The following is an 18,319-nucleotide window of genomic DNA, read 5'->3' as shown; positions in this document are numbered from 1 at the left end:
TCATTTTTTACTTTCTGTTACAAGTAAACCTGCACGGTTCAGCACCGTTAATATGCGATAGAAATCGTAACTGCCACCCGATGGAGTATCGAGAAGTCCTGCCGCAGTCGCTGTTTTCACAGCCGCCTCAGCCCATGCAGGGACATTCATGACTGCTCGATTTTCAATTAATGCCACCCGATCTGTAAGCTTAGTGATCGACTGCCCCTGTTCTTGCACACCTGTTTTCAGCGTATCCCTGCTAGCTGTAAGAACTGCAATAAGGGCACGCAGTTCCTTTACTTCCGATTCTAGACTAACAAGCTTTTGCTTATCCTCTGCGGACATCTCATCATCTCCTCCCATGGATTTGTCGTCATATTGATACAGATTATAGGTATTCATAATTTGAATCAGCTTAGCTGCATAGTTCGGATCAGTAGCGTAGCCAGCTGCGGCAATCTCTTGTGCGGCCGCCTTGCCACTCGCACCGAGAACCTTGCTGTAAAGGTTGCGATTCCATGAGACTCCATTCACAATCAATTCGGAGTGATCCGCGATAGATTCTCCCCAGTTGTTGTAGGCTCGAAAAGGGGCATTAACTTTAACAGCTTTACCGTTAATATATTCAGTAGTTTGTACAGTAATGCTGCCAGCAGGTCCACTTCCTTTGATCCCAAACAAATTATTCGCTTTCACAGTCAATCCACTGCTGCCCCAGCCTGACTCCAGAGCCGCTTGAGCAATGGTTAACGAAGCGGGAACCTTAGTGAGCTGCATGTCCTTTACAGCAAAATTTGCAATCTTCGCTATAAACTCGCCTTCTGTCATCTCATCACATCCTCTCCATTTATTAAATGCGAGGCATCATAAAATGACTGTGCTTATCCCCTACTAACATTGTGTTTTTACTAGATTCGTTTCCGCTATAGGACTCAGCTGACCTTATACGCAGCATTAGCTCACATTTGGAATGTTAACGGACTCCATAGCCGCAATTGGCACCAAAATCACTCAATATCAAGCTCTTCATATGGAATAGTGTCACTGGGGTCCGAAACCATGCTCAAATGGTTAAATACATGCTAATAACGTCATCCGGGTCCTTAAGCTTAAGCAGACTGAATATGACTCGGCGGTGTAAAAACAGCCAAACAACGCTCTAAAAAAGGAGCAGCGGTTCTCCTATTATTGGAGAACCGCTGCTCCTTTATCTTTTCATGACATCGACATCTGCTATCCACTGTGATCGAACACTTTTCCCGTGTTTAGCTAATTTCCGATCTCACTAATCCCTGTAAATGTATCAGCTGCTCTCTCACCTTCACAACTTCCCCTACTATAATAAGAGCAGGATTTTTAATCTTTGTGGCCACTGCCAGCTTATCGATATTCTCCAGCGTGCCTGTCACTGTTCGTTGGCAAGCAAATGTACCATTCTCAATCAACGCAATCGGTGTTTGGGCATCTTTTCCGTGTATTAAGAGTTGTTCACGAATATGGCTTAATTGACTAACTCCCATATAAATAACAAGAGTATCTACACTATGTGCTAACCGGTTCCATTGTATAGGGGCAACATGCTCAGGGCAGCGACTACCCGTGACGACGGCAAAAGACGCTGCAATACCACGATGTGTCAGGGGAATTCCAGCGGAAGCGGCTACACCGATTGCGGAAGTTATACCCGGAATGACTTCATAAGGAATACCAGCTTGCACGACAGCCAGTGCTTCTTCCCCGCCTCTGCCGAATACGAAGGGGTCTCCACCCTTGAGTCGGACGACTCTACGGCCTTCGCTAGCATATTGAATGAGCAGCCCGTTAATTTTCTCCTGTGACATTGAATGCTGGCCTGGAGATTTACCACAATAGATTACTACTACTCCGGCTTTGGCATAGTTAAGCAATTCTTCATTTACCAAGCGATCATATAAAATAACGTCTGCTTCTTGGATTCGCCGCATCGCTTTTATCGTTATAAGTTCTGGATCTCCCGGTCCCGCTCCAACTATAGCTACGCATCCCGGCTTCATATCGTTTTCTCCAACACAACCTGTTCCAGCACAACAGAATCTCCGCGACCCGTCGATACATCAGACGCAGGAGTTAAGCGACTGCCCTTGAAACTTTTTTGAGAGAGATAGAATAGAATTCCAGTAAACATAACACCTCCAATAAAATTTCCAAGGAGAACAGGAATGCCGTTCCATAACCACCAGTCACCAAAGCTAACACTCGCTCCCAGCATCATCCCTGCAGGGATCACGAACATATTTACGACGGTGTGCTCAAACCCCTGTCCAAAAAAAGTTAGGATTGGCAGCCACATGGCAATGATTTTACCGGAGGTAGAGCTCGAAGTCATAGCCATAACAGCCCCTAAGGTAACCATCCAGTTACAGAGCATGGCTTTAATAATAACTAACAGCATTCCGTCTCCACCCATATTTTTATAGGCAATGGTCTTGGCCTCACTTGTATTAATGAGGGTTTGAATCATTGGATGACTCATATCTGTGCCCATTTTTGTAATCGTAAGGCCATAAAGAACAGCGTATACCGCACAACCGAGCAGATGTCCGAATATAACCCATAAATAGTTGTTCAACATCCGCTTCGTTGTTGTCTTCTTTTCCAGAACCGCCAGAGGGATCAGCGCAAAACTGCCTGTCACTAGCTCTAGACCAAGTAGAATAATCATTACGAACCCTACCGGAAAAATAATAGCTCCTACCATAGGAATCCCGGTCTGCGCCGCAGCTGTAAATGCAAGTGTAGTAGCACAAGCCAGAATCGCTCCACCCAGACTACCTCTCACCAATAACTGCAGGATAGATAACTCTGCTTTGTTCTTGCCGCTTTCAATCATAGCGTTCAGCACTTCACGTGGTTTGATATAATCCATGATTAATCCCCCTTCAACGGTCTTTTCTTTAAATGGTTACATAGATCGAACCACTATTAGGATCAATTTCTACATCAAATGTAACAACACAGCCTTTATCCGGCTCCATAGCAACTCCACTATGCAGGTCAATCTTCCAGTCGTGCAGAGGACAGTGAACCTTCGTACCACATACCATCCCTTCGGATAATGCGCCACCTTTATGAGGACATTTATTCTCTACCGCAAGAACCTCACCATCTGAAAGTCGAAATAACGCGATCTCCATGTCATTGACCCTAAAAGTTCGTGAACCCCTTGTATCAATATCAGTTACTTTACCAACGAGCATTTTGGTTATAGTCATCATTAGCCCCCTTTAAACACTCTCTATTTGTGCAATAGCTTCGAAATTCTTACGTAGTTCTGGCTCATTCACAATTTGTTTCCAAGGATCAGTAGTGAGCCCCAGCACTGTCTCAATTCGTTCTTTGAGCGCCAAGCGCTCCTCCTGACTTTCAAGAGCTTTCTTTATATTGTCTACCCCTACTCGTTCGACCCAGTGTGCAGTTCTCTCATTCCAGCCGGCCTGCTCACGGTAATATTGTAAGAACGCACTTGCCCATTCGACTACCTCTTCTTCAGTCTTCACCACACATAGAAGATCCGTGGCCCGCACATGTACCCCTCCATTCCCACCAATATGCAGTTCCCATCCACCATCTATCGCCACAACACCAAAATCTTTAATCGTCGCTTCCGCACAATTACGAGGGCATCCGGAAACTGCAAGTTTCACTTTACCCGGCGTATTCAGGCGTTCGAATTGTTTTTCCAGTGTAATCCCCATACTGATCGCATCCTGAGTGCCAAATCGGCAGAAGGTAGACCCCACACAGGTCTTCACTGTACGTAACGTTTTGCCATAAGCATGCCCGGAAGGCATATCAAGCTCCTCCCACATCTTAGGCAAGTCTTCCTTCTTAACGCCAAGCAAATCTAGTCTTTGTCCTCCAGTAAACTTCACCATAGGAACAGCAAATTTCTCGGCAACCTCTGCAATCTTCTTCAATTCTGCAGGTGAAGTTACCCCCCCATAGATTCGCGGAACCACAGAGTAAGTCCCGTCCTTCTGAATGTTGGCGTGATATCGCTCGTTTGTATAACGAGACTCTTTCTCGTCTATATATTCCTCAGGCCACAACATGCCCAGATAATAGTTCAGCGACGGGCGGCATTTCGCACAACCTTCCTCCTGACTCCACTCCAGAACATTCATCACTTCTTTAACTGTCATTAGCTTCATTCTTTTTATCTCAGAAACAATTTCATCACGGTTCAGCGTTGTACAGCCACATATTCCTTCTTTAACTACGGTGACCGCATCACCTGCATAGAGTTGCAATAACCCTTCTACAAGTGGTTTACAGCCCCCACAGGAAGCGGATGCTTTGGTGCACGCCTTAATTTGCCCTACGCTGGTACAGCCTCCAGACTCAATCGCTTCAGCAATAGTCCCCTTCGAAACACCATTACATCCACAAATGATTTCATCTTCCGGCATAACTTCCAACCGATTCCCTTGCGTCGATGAGAACACATCCGCTGAGATTCCTAATAACAGTTCCTTTTCTCTTCCACTAATATTTTCTTTATTCTTAATTATCGAGAACAAGTGAGCACCGTCGCTGGTATCACCAAATAGTACTGCCCCGATTAACATGTCATCTTGTATAACTAGCTTTTTGTAGACTCCTTCTATTTCATCCTGATATCGCAGCGCCCTGGATCCGTCCGGCTCGGTGAATTGTCCTGCTGAGAATACATCAACACCAGATACTTTCAGCTTGGTAGAAGTTACAGAACCCATGTATCCTTCAACCTTAACTCCAGCCAGCCTTTTTGCTAATACGGCACCTTGTTCATATAAAGGAGCTACCAGACCATAAGCGATTCCTCGGTGCTCGGCACATTCCCCCAGAGCAAAGATACCGGGGATATTCGTCTCCATATAATCATTTACGATAATTCCGCGGTTGATCTGCACACCACTTTTCTTTGCCAATTCAACATTTGGTTTAATCCCAACTGCCATGACAATAAGATCCGCATCGGCTGTGCTACCATCTGTGAATAGTAAACCTCTTACTCTCTTCTTACCTAAAATCCCCTCGGACTGCTTATGGAGCAGAAATCTCATTCCTTGCGCTTCCAGCTCTCTTCTGAGCATTACTGATGCAGCTTCGTCCAGCTGGCGCTCCATAATATAATCGTGGATATGCACTACAGTGACTTCCATTCCCAGATGTAACAGACCTCTAGCCGCTTCCAGCCCTAGCAGGCCTGCACCGATGACAATCGCCTTTTTATAAGATCCTGCAGTCTCCTGCATGATCTGGCAATCCTTAATATCACGAAAAGCAATGACCCCTTCTTTATCCGCACCCGGTATAGGCAACATAAAGGGATTCGATCCTGTAGCTAGGATTAACTCATCGTATTCGGCAGTGATCCCCTTATCGGAATATACCTTTCGACTCTCACTGTCTATTGAAGTCACCGTATGTCCCATATACAACTTAATACCTTGGCTGTGATACCACTCCAGATCATTGATGATGATCTCACTCATATTCGCTCCACCAGCAAGAACGGAAGATAACATGATCCGGTTATAGTTAGGATAAGGTTCCGAACCAAAGATGGTAATCTCATACCCCTCAGGATTTAATTTGAGCAAATGTTCAATCGTACGAACCCCCGCCATTCCATTGCCGACTAACACCAGTTTCTTGCGCGCAGCTATCATCTATATCTCTCCTCTCCGTTTGGAAAACCCAAAAAGCCCGCTCCACTCCACACGGAAACTTACATTTCCATTGCGATAAGTGAAAGCAGGCACCATTGCCGCTTCAGTCGAATACACCGTTGTATTCGTGAATGATTAATTTGTTAAACCGACTATACAACAGGAATCAGAGAACGTCAACAATTATGACATATAAAATTTAAAAATCTTAAATTCGTCGACAACCCATCGTTTCTGTGTTATATAAAATAACATAACGATTAAGAAAGGGCGTCGAACTATGCATTCCCTGTTGATTATTCAGAATAGCACGACAGAGAAGGACACAGCCGAGCGCTCAAATAGTAAAACGGATGCCATTCTCCGTTCCTCCGGATATATTGTCACAGTAGCCGTTACACAAGAAGAAGCTGTGGCACGGATCAAAGACGCTGATGCTTCCATACTCCATTTACCCATCACAGAGATCAATAGCTGGGGTACTTTACTAATGAGTCATAAGATTGCACCAATCCTTTGGTGGTGTACTGACGAAACAGCCACACTTTCACTTGCTGCATGTGAAGATAATATCATGGTGGATGGTGTATTATCGCCTTCCATGCTCTCACAGGAGATCCATTGGATCCTTCATTTCAGTGCCAAGCAATGTTTCGAAAGACAACAATGGCGTAAAGAGCGAGAACAGCTGCATGCTCGAATCGAAGAACGGAAATGGATTGATATGGCTAAAGGTATCCTGTCCAAGGTCAAGAATATTTCCGAATCTGAAGCTTATGATCTTCTCCGTAAACAAGCAATGAATGAACGTAAACGTATGGTTGATGTAGCTACTTCAATCGTTAGAGTCTATCAATTACTGCAAGATCAAACCTAAGGGGGGAATATACCTATGATCAACATTTTAAAAGAAGTCGCCCGAGGCAAAAGAGGCGCCCGAGATTTAAATTATGAAGAGTCTACATATGCCGCAGAATCTATACTCGGACGAACAGCATCTCCTGCTCAGATTGGAGCCTTTCTGGCTGCTGAGCGGATTAAGCTAGAAAGCGTAGAAGAACTTGAAGCTTTCGTCTACGTTTTACGTAAATATGCGCATCGCGAACCCCTTTTTGCGGAAGGTCTTGATTGCGCCGGACCCTATGATGGTAGAAAATCCTCATTCATCGCAACTTTTCCCACTGCATTTCTATTGTCCGCGGCCGGACTGCCAGTCACACTACACGGTACTGCTTCTCTGCCTCCTAAATGGGGAATCACTTTACAAGATATCATCTATCAATCTGGGATTGAGAAAACTGCGCTAGAACGTACAAAAGCCATTGCAGCTGCTAACAAGAGTAATGTACTATTTGCCGATGCTGAAGAATGGTGCCCTCCTCTAGGCGACCTTCGCAGCATCCGTGAGGAAATTGGTATGAGAACCTTATTCAACACCGCCGAGAAGCTGATTGACTACGCCTGCTCTCCTTTTATTATCTTCGGGATATACCATAATACAGTCTTTGACCGATTATCTAGATTACTCATAAAGCTTGGTTATCAAAAGGCGTTAATTGTCCAAGGGGTGGAAGGCTCCGAGGATCTTTTCATCGACCGACCTACCCGCGTTTACACTGTCGAGAACGGTGTGGCGGCACTTGATATTATTGATCCGGAAGGATTTGGTTTGGATACAATTGTTCCTGAAGTCCATTGGACACCACATCAACAGCTAATGACAGCTGAGGCAGTTCTACAGGGCGGCGGTCACATGGCTTTCTATAATCAAACTCTGCTGAACGGTGCAGCAAGATTACATCTAGCTGGAAAGGTCAACTCTATCGAGGAAGGGCTGTATACCTGCAAAAGCTTATTGGATAATGGTGAAGCTTGGAGCGTATATGTGAAATGGAGGGGTGCACTTCTCGGTAGCACAAGCGGTGCCTTAGGTCCTGCATAATGCATTTTCACCTCATTTTACCCGGACAATATGTAATTATTAGTAAATCTAGCTTGTGAATCCCGTAGAATTAGCGTAATATATAGTAATAATTTACTATATAGGAGGGTCTAACAGACTATGCCTTCATATTATTTTAAAGAAGTATGGACACCCTTACGCTGGGTAGGTATAAAGTTTTTTCGTGATGATGATGGATTCTTATGGATCAAATGGTGGGCAAAACCCAGAAAACGGTTACGTTAACGCATAATATTTCATATGCAATAATACATAGGTTCAGCAGTGAGTTAATTATAATAATCTGCGTTTGCCACCACCTCCGCTCTAAGCATTGGTTTGCTAGCGGAGGTCTTTAGGCATCTTTCCTGATGAAATCCTTCAAATTCAATTAAAAAGAGCACCCATCGCTAAAGTACTAGCAACTGATGCCCCTATTTACTAATTCCCTACTTTTGCCCCAAATGAACGTGCCAAGAGTACCGCCTGTTCCATATCCATCCGCACTCCCTGTAGATCCAGACTCTTTAAATCAATGCCTTCAACAATCGCTTCCCGCATATCCGCTCCCTTAAGCTTGCATTGAGACAATTGTACACGGCTCAAATCCGCTCCACGCAAGTCACTTTTTTGCAAATTACAGCCCATTAAATCCGCTTCTGTAAATCGAATCCCCCGCAGATCCTGTCTGCTTAGATTGGTATGTCTAAGGTTCGTGTACGACCAGTCCCCTCCAAGCAGCGAGATTCCGTCCAAATAAGCGTTTGAGAAATCCGATCCTACCATCTTGCAATCTTCAAATTTAGATACAAACAGGTTCGCTCCCGTAAATTTACAATTGGTAAAAGCTGAACCTTTATGGTGAGACGCATTAAGCATGGCTCCTGTAAAATCACAATCAATAAATCGACAGCCAATAGAGTTCATCTCTTCCATAGAAGTGCCTTTGAAGGAGCATTGCTCGAATGTGCAGTTATTTAACTCACCATCCTGCAAGCTTCCTTGGTCAAAATTGTGATTACGGAACGTTTCATTAAGGTATTGGTACATATAAGTCTCATCACCTTCATCAGTATTAAAAAAATTAATTCTTAATTAAAAATAGCACTTTAGTAGATTGTTCTCAACATTCCCTTTCGATATAATAGCAAATAAACAATGGGGAGGTAAATTATGGATGTGTCCAGCAGGAAAGAACCATTCCGTTATGTTATGAACCATCCGCTTGAATGCTGGATTGAAGTTCCGCTTAACAATTCCGGTCCAGGTGCTGGAAAGTTAACAGAGGCTGTATTACTCGATCTTAGCCGTTCGGGTTGTAAAGTACGCACCCCTTTGAATCTTCGATTCACGGCAAGAGATACCAGGCTTATTATTCATCTTCGATTAAATGAAGAGAAGCTTCAGCTCTTATGCAGCGCCCGTTGGGGTTGGATGTTTGGACTTGGCCAATATCAATATGGAGTTAAATTCCGCTTGGACGAAAATGAGGAAGACCACCTAATAAGAGAGCTTGAGACATGGACCGCCACCCTTCGGGTTGAAGGTCTGTAGAACTTACCATAACAGATGCCCTTCACTTAGAAGGACGTCTTTTTTTTGCACAAAAACGAAGACAAAGCTAAATCGCTCTGCCTCCGTTCTAAAAACTATTCCGCCATGTGGTTAGGCGTCCACTCTTTTTTTAACGAGCTTGATGATGACTGCTATAAGGAGAACTGCTATCACCGCTTCAAATAGAAGAGGAGCTAGATTCAAATGACCCTGTGTAAGCTGTATCCCACTTCGGGTATCGGTCTCAGCTATGACCTCGAACTGGAATACACTTTCCCAAGCAGTGAAGTTACTATTGAAAATCAAATATTCCAAATAGGATATTCCATTCTGTAACAAATACGCAGTGGCCAGCCCAATCCATACTCGCCCCTTAAATTTCATACTTCGCGCAACCGTAATGGAGACCATCAAGGTAAGCATGATATAACCGGCAAACCAATATGCCTGCAAAAGAACTAACAATCCCACTGTCCAGAAATTCTCTGGAAGAACTAATGTGGAATACATCGAGAGATACACGCCTAAATGCATCAAAGCTATTAAAATAATACCCAGCAGCAGAGCTAAAAAAAGTACTAACGGAGAAAGGACTGTGTTCAGGGTTCTTACGGGCAATAGGCGACGATTATAGGAATTTATATTGTTAAAAAAGGTTCGTGCTGCCATGACAAGAAAGATCAGCCCTGCGATGACATAAGTTAATCCGTTCAAAATAAACCTTTCATAGTCATGTAATTTAGTGAACCCCAACCCGATCTGCGCCAGAATTATGATTACAAAAACAGCAAGGAACTTATCCCTATCTCGTCTAAAATCGTACTTCACTAGCTTTAGCATTCTGCGTACACCTCTCTGAACAGTTCATCTATGCTTTTGCCTTGGCGAAGCCGGATATCCTCTACCGCCGTATGCATCACAATTTCTCCCTCTTTTATAAAAATCACATCATCAAAGATCCGCTCAATATCCGATACTAAATGGGTTGATAAGAGAATGGTACTATCCTCTTCATAAAACTCTACCAATGCATTAAGAATTTTTGTTCTAGCTACCGGATCCACACCACCAATGGGTTCATCCAACAAATAAAGGCTAGCTCGGCGTGATAGAGCAAGTGTAAGCTGTAAACGTTCATTCATCCCTTTGGACAGATCCTTTACCTTATCTTGCGGACTTAGCTTCATAAACTCCAACATTCGCGAGGCTTTAGTCAGATCAAAATCAGGATAGAAGTCAGTTTGGAACTTTAGAGCATCAGAAACACTCATCCAAGATTCTGTAAGCGGCTTATCAGGCATAAACGATACCACCGCTTTACTTTCTGTTCCTACAGAACCCCCAATGACCGATACACGACCGGTCGTAGGCTGTGACAGCCCGGCGATGATTTTCATAAGTGTACTTTTGCCGCTGCCGTTACTGCCTAACAGTCCCGTGATCTTACCCGCACTCAGATTAAAGGATACCTCGCGGAGGGCATGCTTGGAACTATATTTTTTTGTAACTTCATGAACCTCAAGTATATTTTCCAACTTGCGTATCCCCCTATTCTCCATCCTTATTGCGGATATTCTCCGCCACCGCCGCTAAAATATCTTCGCCTTGAAAGCCAAGATCCTGCATACCACGAATGAAACGATCCAGCACATCTTTTGCCATTTCTTTTTTGATAGTCAGGATAGTACCTTCATTACTTGTGACGTATCTTCCCATTCCACGCCGGGTTTCCACGATTTCTTCACGCTCCAGTTCCTGAAAAGTTCTTTGCACCGTATTCGGATTAATCTGCAGTTCACTGGCAAGTTCTCGTACCGAGAGAATTTTATCACCCGGTTTCAGCTTGCCTGTGACGATTTCACCTTTGATGTAATTCATGATCTGGATATAAATCGGCAGGTTGTTATCGAATTCGATTGTCATGATTAAGCAACATCCCTTCGTCTAAAGACGGAGAAACCTATGAGAAGAAAGACAACTGTGTATAAGGCAAGCATCACGATGGAAAAGGTCAGCGTCATTCCAGGCATAGGTGCTCCTCCACCTTCATAAGCAGCTAAATTTAAGTTAGGAAACAGAACATATTTGTAAAAATCACGAGAAATAATCAATTTGTCTATCATTAGCGCAAACATAGTAGCCCCAATCGTTACCCCAGTTGAAGTGGTTAATACCCCCAGCATAAAAGCAAGTGTTCCATACACAACCGTACTAACGAGATTATACAATAGGTTTGTAAGCATCTCACTCATACCCGCTTCTCCACCACTTAGTCCAAACCACAAAGCTCCTGTTCCAAAAACGGCTATGCCTCCGATGACGGTCAAAGTCAAAGCATACAACAGTACAACCACATATTTGGATGCGAGGATTGCTGTACGGCTTCTGGCGCGGATAAGCAGGAACTTAATGGTTCCTTGACTATACTCTTTTGAGACAATACCTGCTGTTCCGATGATCGCAAGAATTGTAATCACTTGGCCAATCCCTTGGGAAAGCAGCATCATAGCTGAAAAATCATAAGCTGATTCAAACATGTCAGGTGAAACAGAATGAACAATATAACCTAATAGCAGGGATAATAGAATTAATATCACATATGGCACAATAAATGTGCGTTTCTTTGAAATCTTGAGCCATTCATTAACAATAAGATTATTGAAGTTACGCAATGCGGTTTCCTCCTGTCCATTTCAAGAAATCTTCCTCAAGACTCTGTTTATTCTCCGTAATCCGGAAAATTCCCACACCTTCATCACTAAAAGCAGATACAAGCTCCGGTACTCTGCTATCAAGCAGACTTACTATCACTTCAGAACGAGCGCTGTCCATGGAGGCCAATTCCGCATAATCTAAACGCTCCAAGAGGTTTATCGCCGCTTCAACCGATCCTACACGGATGGTTAGCTTTACTTGTGCGGTTGCTTCCTGCTCTTCACCAATCGCAGTTACGGTTACCAGCTTACCATTCTGGATTACGATAGCCCGATGGCATATTTGTTCAATTTCAGTGAGCAAGTGGCTGGAAATTAGAATAGAGATGCCTTCCACTTCGGCGATGGTACGCATATAATCACGCATTTCCCGTATTCCAGCCGGATCAAGTCCGTTCGTAGGCTCATCTAAAATCAATAACTTGGGCCGATTGAGTAGCGCCTGAGCAATCCCTAGACGTTGGCGCATGCCCAGCGAATAAGCCTTTACTTTTTTATTCATCGCTTCTTGAAGTCCTACCAGTTCTACAACCTCATCTATTCTGCCAGCCTCAATATTATCCGTCATTCTTTGGTACTGCTTCAGATTATCAAGTCCAGTCATATACGGATAAAACTCTGGATTCTCAATTATCGCACCGATATGGCCAATCGCCTGCTTAAAATCATTCCTTACACTGTGACCTTGGATAATCACATCGCCTTCACTCATCCGTATTAAACCCGTCATCATTCGAATCGTTGTGGTCTTACCTGCACCGTTTGGACCTAACAACCCAACAATTTCACCCTTACGGATATCAAATGTCAGCTTATCCACAATCGGTCTTCCTTTGATAATCTTACTTACCTCATTCATTTGCAGAACGACTGAATCTTTCATCTCTACACCACTCCCCTGTTTCATGCGGATCCTCCCTGCCAACTAATGTATTGTTCATTCGTTTTATTGTGTCAGTGTTATAGTTGAATAGTACACTAATATGTTATTGAAGTAAAGCCCAAAATGATAAGTTAATGCAAATAAGGGCTTTCTATTAGACTATTAGCCAAGCAAAAAATTTATATGAACATAGATTAGATAACAAAGGAGGAATTACAAATGAAAAAAGAAGTTCATGTATCGCAGACTTACCCTCGCTTGACCGTGTACGATGAAGAAAACTTCAATGGACGCCGTAGAATATATACTGGCAACCTGGGTATTCGTAATACGGACAACATCCTCGATGGTATTGAGAGCCTTCGGTTCTTCTCTACTAGCAGCAATGCTACACTGGTACTTTTCACTAGAACACGGTTTAGAGGGAACTTCCGTGTACTTCGCGGGAACCGCAACATTAGGGATCTGGATGATTTCATTTCAGGTAATGACGTGGAGTCCATTATTTCTACTAACCAACGCTTAACCCTCGAACAAATCCGTAATATCCGCAGCAGCGGTAACTTGCCTTCGGGATATCGTTTGATCTAATTTTTAGAGGACGCAGTTTAAGCCATAAGCTTAAGGTGCGCCCTCTTTTATTTTCCGCTATAATGTCTCCATACATATTAAACAGGAAAGAAGGCTACTTTATGGAACCGATCGTTTCTACTCGATGGCTGCTTGCTCGGTTATACGAGCCTGAACTTGTTATAGTTGATTGCCGTTTTTTACTTACTGACCCGGAAGCTGGACGTAAAGCCTATACAGAAGATCATATTCCCGGCGCAGTTTATCTACATCTGGAAGAACAACTCTCCGCTCCTGTAAGCTCACACGGGGGACGCCACCCACTGCCAGAAATTTCAAAGCTAACTGCCGCACTTAGTAAGGTTGGTATTAACAGAGATAGTATTGTTGTTGCTTATGATGATCAAGGTGGTGCCTACGCTTCCCGTCTGTGGTGGATGCTTAAATATTTGGGGCATGAACGTGTGTTTGTAATGGATGAAGGCTACTCTGCTTGGAAAAAAGCATCCTTCCCCGTCAGTGATCATCAAGCGGTTCGGATTCCTAGCCAGTATGAAGCAGATGTTCAGAAGAAGATGCTTGCTAGCATGGAAGATGTGCAAAATGTAGTTAACGCCGGTGGCGCACTATTGATTGATTCCCGCGAGTCCCGTCGCTATGAAGGTTTGGAAGAACCGATTGATCCGAAGGCAGGTCATATTCCTGGGGCGATCAATAAGTTCTGGAAGGATGTTCTCGATGAGCAAGGGCGCTGGAAATCAACTGAGGTGCTGAAAGAGCATTATGAAGGAATTGATCCTGAGCAAGAGGTTATTGTGTACTGCGGTTCAGGTGTAAGTGCTTGCCCTAATGTGCTCGCGCTAGGCAAAGCCGGGTACAAGAATGTTAAGCTGTATGCGGGAAGCTGGAGTGATTGGATTTCATATGAGGAGAATCCGGTGGCTACGGGAGAGGGTTAAGCGTTCGTTTTTATTTGTATATTTAAGAAAAGGAAAAGCCCGCAATCTTTGCGGGCTTTTTTAGCTTGCGCTATATACCGAAACGTTTACGGCAAGAAATCGATTTTCCGAAGGTCGGATACGTTTGCCTCTGCTTCGTCTTCTTCACCGTACAGCATCGTACATATCGTATTGGCGGCAGGCTTCGTATATTCGGGATGGATGAAAACCGTTCGTATTGAGTCGTCAAAAAAGACATGGGCCTGGGTAAATGATGTGCCGAAAAGACTAGTTGTTCTGATCGGAATCGCGGAGCTACTCGGAGCGCTGGGCCTTGTTTTGCCGTGGGCACTGAACATAGCTCCGTTGCTAACGCTGATCGCCGCGATCGCTTTGGCTGCGGTTGCACTGCTCGGGATGCTGTTTCATATTGGGCGAAAAGAGTACCGGGAGCTCGGCGTAAATATCTTTTTTGTAGTTCTGGCGTTGATCGTGGCAATTGGAAGACTATAAAGGAAGTTGTATGCGGGTAGTCGGAGTAATTGGATTTCATATGAGGAGAACCCGGTGGCTACTGGAGGAGAGTAACATACAAAAGCCCGCGTCCGACGCGGGCTCTTGTATTTATGAGTAACTCCGATAGATAGCTAAAATCAACAAATCAAAACTCAAGTCAACAGTTAACTAACTTCAACTACCTCTTTTATGCTGTTTAGATCGGTCAAATACTTTTCTAGTGCATTTTCTAGCTGCGTACTCTTTTCAAGGTTTGGAGGAATTATTCTAAAAATCGCTGATCCGCAGCTGATTCTCCGCGTCCAACAGCTCAAATTGATTTCGATTAAACCGGATCAGCCCGTCCTGCGCCATCCGCTGCAGCTCTCTGGACAAGGCGCTGCGGTCAACAGTCAAATAATCAGCCAGGTCGCTGCGGGTAAACGGAATTTCAAAACAGGCGGAATTGTTTTTTTTGGTCTGGAGGGCTAAATAATGCAGAATACGGTCCCGCAGCGATTTGTGGGAGACCAGATCCAGCTTTTGATAGATGGACCGGTTGTTCTCAAGCAGCAGGGCCAGCATATTCTCAATGATCCGGCCCCTTAAATGGCAAGTGTCCTGGCCGGGCCGGACAATTTTATTTATTTTGACAAACAGAATCCGGCATTCCGAACCCGCCACCGCTTCATAGCCGCTGTGTTCTTGGACAAGGCGAAGCGCCGTTTCGCCAAAGATTTCCCCATCCCCGAGCTCCGAGAAAATAAATCTCATGCCTGAGATATTATCTTTGCACAGCAGAACATTGCCATGGATAATAATGCCCGCCGAATCCAGAATATCGTCTTTTCTAAAAATAACCTCCTTCCGCGCAAAATCCTTGATTGTGCCCTGCAAACAGCTCAGCGCTTGCTGCACCTCCCGCTCCGCGAACCCCTTAAACAAAATAGTGCTCTGTATCCTGCTCAGATATTTCTGCAATTTTCTCAGCCTCCTGTTGCCATGGCAACAGAGTCATGATAAATACTCTGCTACAATAAAATAAATGAGAATAATTCTCATTGGTCATTCTCATTATATCAAATTGCAGGAATCATTCAATCAAGCAATTTGGAAATAAACAAAATGCTGTACTTTGAACAGGGGGGATCGTATGAGTGGAATTACAGCAGGCAAGGTATTTTTTTTAACAGATATGATCAGCGTTAAGCCACACCGGATTGCGAGCCGAGTGCTGGCATTGCCCGTATCTGCAGCCGAAACAGCGGCACAACCGGAATGGGTATTGTATGCCATGGATCAGGAGGAGACCATCAGTTCAGAGACCTCCCCCAAATCTAAAATCATCCATGTGCTGGAAGGCGAGCTTCATCTGCTGGTGGCGGAAGAGCCCTATCAATTGACAGCCGGCGCATCCGTTATCGTCCCAGCGGGCACTTGGCATGATTATTCCGCCCGCAGCAGCTGCAAATTTCTGCAAATTAGTATATAAAACGGAGGTATTCAAAATGGAAACAGGTTTATTCATTAAAAAACTGCCGCAATCCGCAGTCATTGATTTGAAGGACATCATCACAATAGAGGAACAGCAGGTTTCCAGTCTGACCCTTGTACAGCGGCCAAATCTGGCAATGACCCTTCTTTCGCTGGACAAAGGCTCGTCGATTGGGGGACATTCTTCCCCGGGTGATGCCATGGTCAACATTTTGTCCGGGCAAGCGGAAATTACAATTGGAGAAGACAAGTACACTGTTCATGCCGGGGAGACCCTCGTTATGCCGGCCAATATTCCGCATGCCCTACACGCAACAGTGGCGTTTCAGATGCTTCTGGTTGTAGTCAAGCCGGATAAGTAATGGGGTGAATGCGATGAAAAAGGAAGTAGGCCATAATTTTTTGGCGCGGCTGGGAAAAAAACGTTTGCGGCCCGGCGGCGTTGCAGCAACCAACTGGCTGATCCAGCAAGCCAATCTGAGTACGGACAACCAGGTATTGGAGGTAGCCTGCAATATGTGCACCACCTCCATTCAACTGGCCGGTAAATATCACTGTCAAATTACCGGTATTGATATGGACCCGCGGGCGCTGGAAAAAGCAAACCGAAATATCAAAAATGCCAACTTGGAAAACTATATCCGTGTCCGGCAAGGAAATGCACTGAAGCTACCTTTTGAGAATGAGAGCTTTGACGTTGTCATTAATGAAGCCATGCTCACGATGCTTAACCAGCCTGCGAAGGAAAAGGCAGTCGCCGAATACTATCGGGTACTGAAACCTGGCGGCATTCTGCTTACCCATGATATTACCTTTGCCAAGGAAAATACGGAAGAACATCTGGCCGAGCTGCGCCGCACCATTCACATCAATGTCGAGCCACTGTCTGTTGGGCATTGGGCGGGATTGTTCCACTCCGCAGGCTTTAAACAAGTAGACAATGCTACCGGTCCCATGTCCTTGATGAGTATCAATGGACTCATTCGTGATGAAGGGGTTATCGGGGCGCTGCGTATTGTGAAAAACGGGCTCAAGAAAGAGAACCGGGAACAGTTCAAAAAGATGTATACCTTTTTTAATACGACGGGTAAAGATCTGAATTATATTGCCGTTTGCAGCAGCAAACAATAGTTGTGCGCAGGCCTATCATGTCTTATGATAGGTTTTTATTTCCGCTGACGTTGAGAATGATTATCAATATAATTCATCGATATTACCTTCTAGAAGTCAAAATAACCGCTTGAAAGGAACTCACGATGAAAGCTAAATCTGTTTATGCCTTGTGTCTCAGTTTGCTGTGTTAAGTGCCTGTTCGCAACAAAAAAATGAAAGTTCGCCCAAATCCGCTGCTCCCTCCGAAATTCTGGAGCAGCTGCTGACGGCGCAGTAATTGCCTGAATGAAGCAGAACATTTCAAAATCAAGTATATAGAAAACGCGAGCCCGGGTAGCACTGCCCTGAACTCGCGCTTTTTTGCTAAGTTATTCGGTTATGTATTTCTATCGCCTATTTTGCCGGGTATCGCTTCAACTGCTGCTCAAACACGGTATTGTAGTAAAATTTTCGCGGATAGGCATCCTCCTTCAACAACTTGTAAAGTACGGATTGACCTTCTTCATAACGGACCGCAAATTCACATTCATCATAAAAACGCCGGGACAGCTCGCGGATCAAGTCTATCTCGGACGAACAGCGCCATCCGAAATAAATCATATCTAGCTGGTCCAGCGGATCACGGTAAGTGTCGAGGACAATACAAGCGTTTGGCTGCACTGGATTACTGTAAACAAGCACATGTCCGTTGTGAACAGGGTTGGCAAAAAAATGTTCATAAATCTCCGCAACGGGTACTGTAATGCCCAATTGATCCATGATGATCTGAAAATTCGGGTGCGCAATGTAGGCATCATTCTGCTCATCCGGGTACTCCACCAATTCTGTAATGGATGCCATGATCCCAAATTCATACTTCATATGAACATCCTCCCTGTTGATTGCTTGAAAAATATCCCTATGCTTGCTATGATAACAAAATTATTGGGATGAGAGGCGAT

The 18,319-nt window shown here is 44.4% G+C and carries 22 protein-coding genes; 9 read left to right on the top strand and 13 right to left on the bottom strand.

What is annotated here, in order from left to right; all coding sequences use genetic code 11:
- From PODO_RS13010 to nirB, 5 genes are all read right to left on the bottom strand, one after another.
- Complete coding sequence (locus tag PODO_RS13010; RefSeq protein WP_038570590.1) at positions 1–810, bottom strand: glycoside hydrolase family 73 protein; 810 nt, start codon at positions 808–810, stop codon at positions 1–3.
- A 437-nt stretch (positions 811–1,247) separates the two neighbouring features.
- Positions 1,248–2,015, bottom strand: coding sequence for a uroporphyrinogen-III C-methyltransferase (cobA, locus tag PODO_RS13005; RefSeq protein WP_038570588.1), 768 nt, complete (start codon positions 2,013–2,015; stop codon positions 1,248–1,250).
- Positions 2,012–2,887, bottom strand: a complete 876-nt coding sequence (locus PODO_RS13000) for a formate/nitrite transporter family protein (RefSeq protein WP_038570586.1) — start codon at positions 2,885–2,887, stop codon at positions 2,012–2,014. Before PODO_RS13000 ends, cobA begins: the two co-directional genes overlap by 4 nt.
- Positions 2,888–2,915: 28 nt before the next feature.
- Entirely contained in the window at positions 2,916–3,236 is a 321-nt protein-coding gene (gene nirD, locus PODO_RS12995) for a nitrite reductase small subunit NirD (RefSeq protein WP_036686460.1), read from the bottom strand.
- Positions 3,237–3,245: 9 nt separating this feature from the next.
- Positions 3,246–5,675 (bottom strand): nitrite reductase large subunit NirB, encoded by a 2,430-nt coding sequence (nirB, locus tag PODO_RS12990; RefSeq protein ID WP_038570585.1) that lies wholly within the window; start codon positions 5,673–5,675, stop codon positions 3,246–3,248.
- Between the two features lie 280 nt (positions 5,676–5,955).
- Between nirB and PODO_RS12985 the strand changes: the two genes are divergently transcribed.
- Complete coding sequence (locus PODO_RS12985; protein WP_036686455.1) at positions 5,956–6,552, top strand: ANTAR domain-containing response regulator; 597 nt, start codon at positions 5,956–5,958, stop codon at positions 6,550–6,552.
- Positions 6,553–6,561: 9 nt separating this feature from the next.
- Positions 6,562–7,617: an anthranilate phosphoribosyltransferase gene (locus tag PODO_RS12980; RefSeq protein ID WP_038570583.1), complete on the top strand. Its 1,056-nt coding sequence runs from the start codon at positions 6,562–6,564 to the stop codon at positions 7,615–7,617.
- Positions 7,618–8,058: 441 nt separating this feature from the next.
- Here PODO_RS12980 and PODO_RS12975 read toward each other — a convergent pair whose 3' ends face one another.
- Positions 8,059–8,667, bottom strand: a complete 609-nt coding sequence (locus PODO_RS12975; RefSeq protein ID WP_036686451.1) for a pentapeptide repeat-containing protein — start codon at positions 8,665–8,667, stop codon at positions 8,059–8,061.
- A 123-nt stretch (positions 8,668–8,790) separates the two neighbouring features.
- On the opposite strand from PODO_RS12975, the gene PODO_RS12970 reads away from it, so the two are divergent.
- Entirely contained in the window at positions 8,791–9,171 is a 381-nt protein-coding gene (locus tag PODO_RS12970; RefSeq protein WP_038570581.1) for a PilZ domain-containing protein, read from the top strand.
- Between the two features lie 111 nt (positions 9,172–9,282).
- Here the strand turns inward: PODO_RS12970 and PODO_RS12965 are convergent, their stop codons facing one another.
- Genes PODO_RS12965 through PODO_RS12945 form a run of 5 tightly spaced genes read right to left on the bottom strand, consistent with a single transcriptional unit; the run spans position 9,283 to position 12,792 of the window.
- Positions 9,283–10,011: a hypothetical protein gene (locus PODO_RS12965; protein ID WP_036686447.1), complete on the bottom strand. Its 729-nt coding sequence runs from the start codon at positions 10,009–10,011 to the stop codon at positions 9,283–9,285.
- Positions 10,005–10,706 (bottom strand): ABC transporter ATP-binding protein, encoded by a 702-nt coding sequence (locus PODO_RS12960; protein WP_170914223.1) that lies wholly within the window; start codon positions 10,704–10,706, stop codon positions 10,005–10,007. The genes PODO_RS12965 and PODO_RS12960 overlap by 7 nt, the downstream gene beginning before the upstream one ends.
- Before the next feature lie 13 nt (positions 10,707–10,719).
- Positions 10,720–11,094, bottom strand: coding sequence for a GntR family transcriptional regulator (locus tag PODO_RS12955; protein WP_036686443.1), 375 nt, complete (start codon positions 11,092–11,094; stop codon positions 10,720–10,722).
- 2 nt (positions 11,095–11,096) lie between these two features.
- Complete coding sequence (locus PODO_RS12950) at positions 11,097–11,843, bottom strand: ABC transporter permease (protein WP_038570578.1); 747 nt, start codon at positions 11,841–11,843, stop codon at positions 11,097–11,099.
- Positions 11,836–12,792, bottom strand: a complete 957-nt coding sequence (locus PODO_RS12945) for an ABC transporter ATP-binding protein (protein WP_235219535.1) — start codon at positions 12,790–12,792, stop codon at positions 11,836–11,838. The genes PODO_RS12950 and PODO_RS12945 overlap by 8 nt, the downstream gene beginning before the upstream one ends.
- 195 nt (positions 12,793–12,987) lie before the next feature.
- On the opposite strand from PODO_RS12945, the gene PODO_RS12940 reads away from it, so the two are divergent.
- The 3 genes from PODO_RS12940 to PODO_RS12930 all read left to right on the top strand — a co-directional run bounded on the left by PODO_RS12940 (position 12,988) and on the right by PODO_RS12930 (position 14,789).
- Entirely contained in the window at positions 12,988–13,359 is a 372-nt protein-coding gene (locus PODO_RS12940) for a hypothetical protein (RefSeq protein ID WP_036686439.1), read from the top strand.
- Between the two features lie 101 nt (positions 13,360–13,460).
- Positions 13,461–14,297, top strand: a complete 837-nt coding sequence (locus tag PODO_RS12935; protein WP_036686437.1) for a sulfurtransferase — start codon at positions 13,461–13,463, stop codon at positions 14,295–14,297.
- 48 nt (positions 14,298–14,345) lie between these two features.
- Positions 14,346–14,789 carry a DoxX family protein gene (locus PODO_RS12930; protein ID WP_235219534.1) on the top strand — a complete coding sequence of 148 codons (444 nt, stop codon included), beginning with the start codon at positions 14,346–14,348 and terminating at the stop codon, positions 14,787–14,789.
- A 270-nt stretch (positions 14,790–15,059) separates the two neighbouring features.
- On the opposite strand, the gene PODO_RS12925 is transcribed toward PODO_RS12930, so the two are convergent.
- Positions 15,060–15,752: a Crp/Fnr family transcriptional regulator gene (locus tag PODO_RS12925; protein WP_036686434.1), complete on the bottom strand. Its 693-nt coding sequence runs from the start codon at positions 15,750–15,752 to the stop codon at positions 15,060–15,062.
- Between the two features lie 172 nt (positions 15,753–15,924).
- On the opposite strand from PODO_RS12925, the gene PODO_RS12920 reads away from it, so the two are divergent.
- The 3 genes from PODO_RS12920 to PODO_RS12910 are packed head-to-tail and all read left to right on the top strand — an operon-like array spanning position 15,925 to position 17,396.
- Positions 15,925–16,263: a cupin domain-containing protein gene (locus tag PODO_RS12920; RefSeq protein WP_036686432.1), complete on the top strand. Its 339-nt coding sequence runs from the start codon at positions 15,925–15,927 to the stop codon at positions 16,261–16,263.
- 16 nt (positions 16,264–16,279) lie between these two features.
- Positions 16,280–16,627 carry a cupin domain-containing protein gene (locus PODO_RS12915; RefSeq protein WP_038570575.1) on the top strand — a complete coding sequence of 116 codons (348 nt, stop codon included), beginning with the start codon at positions 16,280–16,282 and terminating at the stop codon, positions 16,625–16,627.
- Positions 16,628–16,640: 13 nt separating this feature from the next.
- Positions 16,641–17,396, top strand: coding sequence for a class I SAM-dependent methyltransferase (locus tag PODO_RS12910; RefSeq protein ID WP_038570572.1), 756 nt, complete (start codon positions 16,641–16,643; stop codon positions 17,394–17,396).
- A 375-nt stretch (positions 17,397–17,771) separates the two neighbouring features.
- Here the strand turns inward: PODO_RS12910 and PODO_RS12905 are convergent, their stop codons facing one another.
- Complete coding sequence (locus PODO_RS12905; RefSeq protein WP_038570569.1) at positions 17,772–18,239, bottom strand: hypothetical protein; 468 nt, start codon at positions 18,237–18,239, stop codon at positions 17,772–17,774.
- Positions 18,240–18,319: the final 80 nt, after the last annotated feature.

It is taken from the genome of Paenibacillus odorifer, from assembly GCF_000758725.1.
GTDB classification, from domain to species: Bacteria; Bacillota; Bacilli; order Paenibacillales; family Paenibacillaceae; genus Paenibacillus_AQ; species Paenibacillus_AQ odorifer.
Note: the sequence above shows the minus strand (reverse complement) of the source record. Positions and strands in the feature narration are given on the sequence as shown.

Excerpts from the sequence above, each read along its gene's own strand:
- PODO_RS13010 (WP_038570590.1), bottom strand. The coding sequence starts at position 810 with ATGACAGAAGGCGAGTTTATAGCGAAGATTGCAAATTTTGCTGTAAAG.
- cobA (WP_038570588.1), bottom strand. The coding sequence starts at position 2,015 with ATGAAGCCGGGATGCGTAGCTATAGTTGGAGCGGGACCGGGAGATCCA.
- PODO_RS13000 (WP_038570586.1), bottom strand. The coding sequence starts at position 2,887 with ATGGATTATATCAAACCACGTGAAGTGCTGAACGCTATGATTGAAAGC.
- nirD (WP_036686460.1), bottom strand. The coding sequence starts at position 3,236 with ATGATGACTATAACCAAAATGCTCGTTGGTAAAGTAACTGATATTGAT.
- nirB (WP_038570585.1), bottom strand. The coding sequence starts at position 5,675 with ATGATAGCTGCGCGCAAGAAACTGGTGTTAGTCGGCAATGGAATGGCG.
- PODO_RS12985 (WP_036686455.1), top strand. The coding sequence starts at position 5,956 with ATGCATTCCCTGTTGATTATTCAGAATAGCACGACAGAGAAGGACACA.
- PODO_RS12975 (WP_036686451.1), bottom strand. The coding sequence starts at position 8,667 with ATGTACCAATACCTTAATGAAACGTTCCGTAATCACAATTTTGACCAA.
- PODO_RS12970 (WP_038570581.1), top strand. The coding sequence starts at position 8,791 with ATGGATGTGTCCAGCAGGAAAGAACCATTCCGTTATGTTATGAACCAT.
- PODO_RS12965 (WP_036686447.1), bottom strand. The coding sequence starts at position 10,011 with ATGCTAAAGCTAGTGAAGTACGATTTTAGACGAGATAGGGATAAGTTC.
- PODO_RS12955 (WP_036686443.1), bottom strand. The coding sequence starts at position 11,094 with ATGACAATCGAATTCGATAACAACCTGCCGATTTATATCCAGATCATG.
- PODO_RS12945 (WP_235219535.1), bottom strand. The coding sequence starts at position 12,792 with ATGAAACAGGGGAGTGGTGTAGAGATGAAAGATTCAGTCGTTCTGCAA.
- PODO_RS12940 (WP_036686439.1), top strand. The coding sequence starts at position 12,988 with ATGAAAAAAGAAGTTCATGTATCGCAGACTTACCCTCGCTTGACCGTG.
- PODO_RS12935 (WP_036686437.1), top strand. The coding sequence starts at position 13,461 with ATGGAACCGATCGTTTCTACTCGATGGCTGCTTGCTCGGTTATACGAG.
- PODO_RS12920 (WP_036686432.1), top strand. The coding sequence starts at position 15,925 with ATGAGTGGAATTACAGCAGGCAAGGTATTTTTTTTAACAGATATGATC.
- PODO_RS12915 (WP_038570575.1), top strand. The coding sequence starts at position 16,280 with ATGGAAACAGGTTTATTCATTAAAAAACTGCCGCAATCCGCAGTCATT.
- PODO_RS12910 (WP_038570572.1), top strand. The coding sequence starts at position 16,641 with ATGAAAAAGGAAGTAGGCCATAATTTTTTGGCGCGGCTGGGAAAAAAA.
- PODO_RS12905 (WP_038570569.1), bottom strand. The coding sequence starts at position 18,239 with ATGAAGTATGAATTTGGGATCATGGCATCCATTACAGAATTGGTGGAG.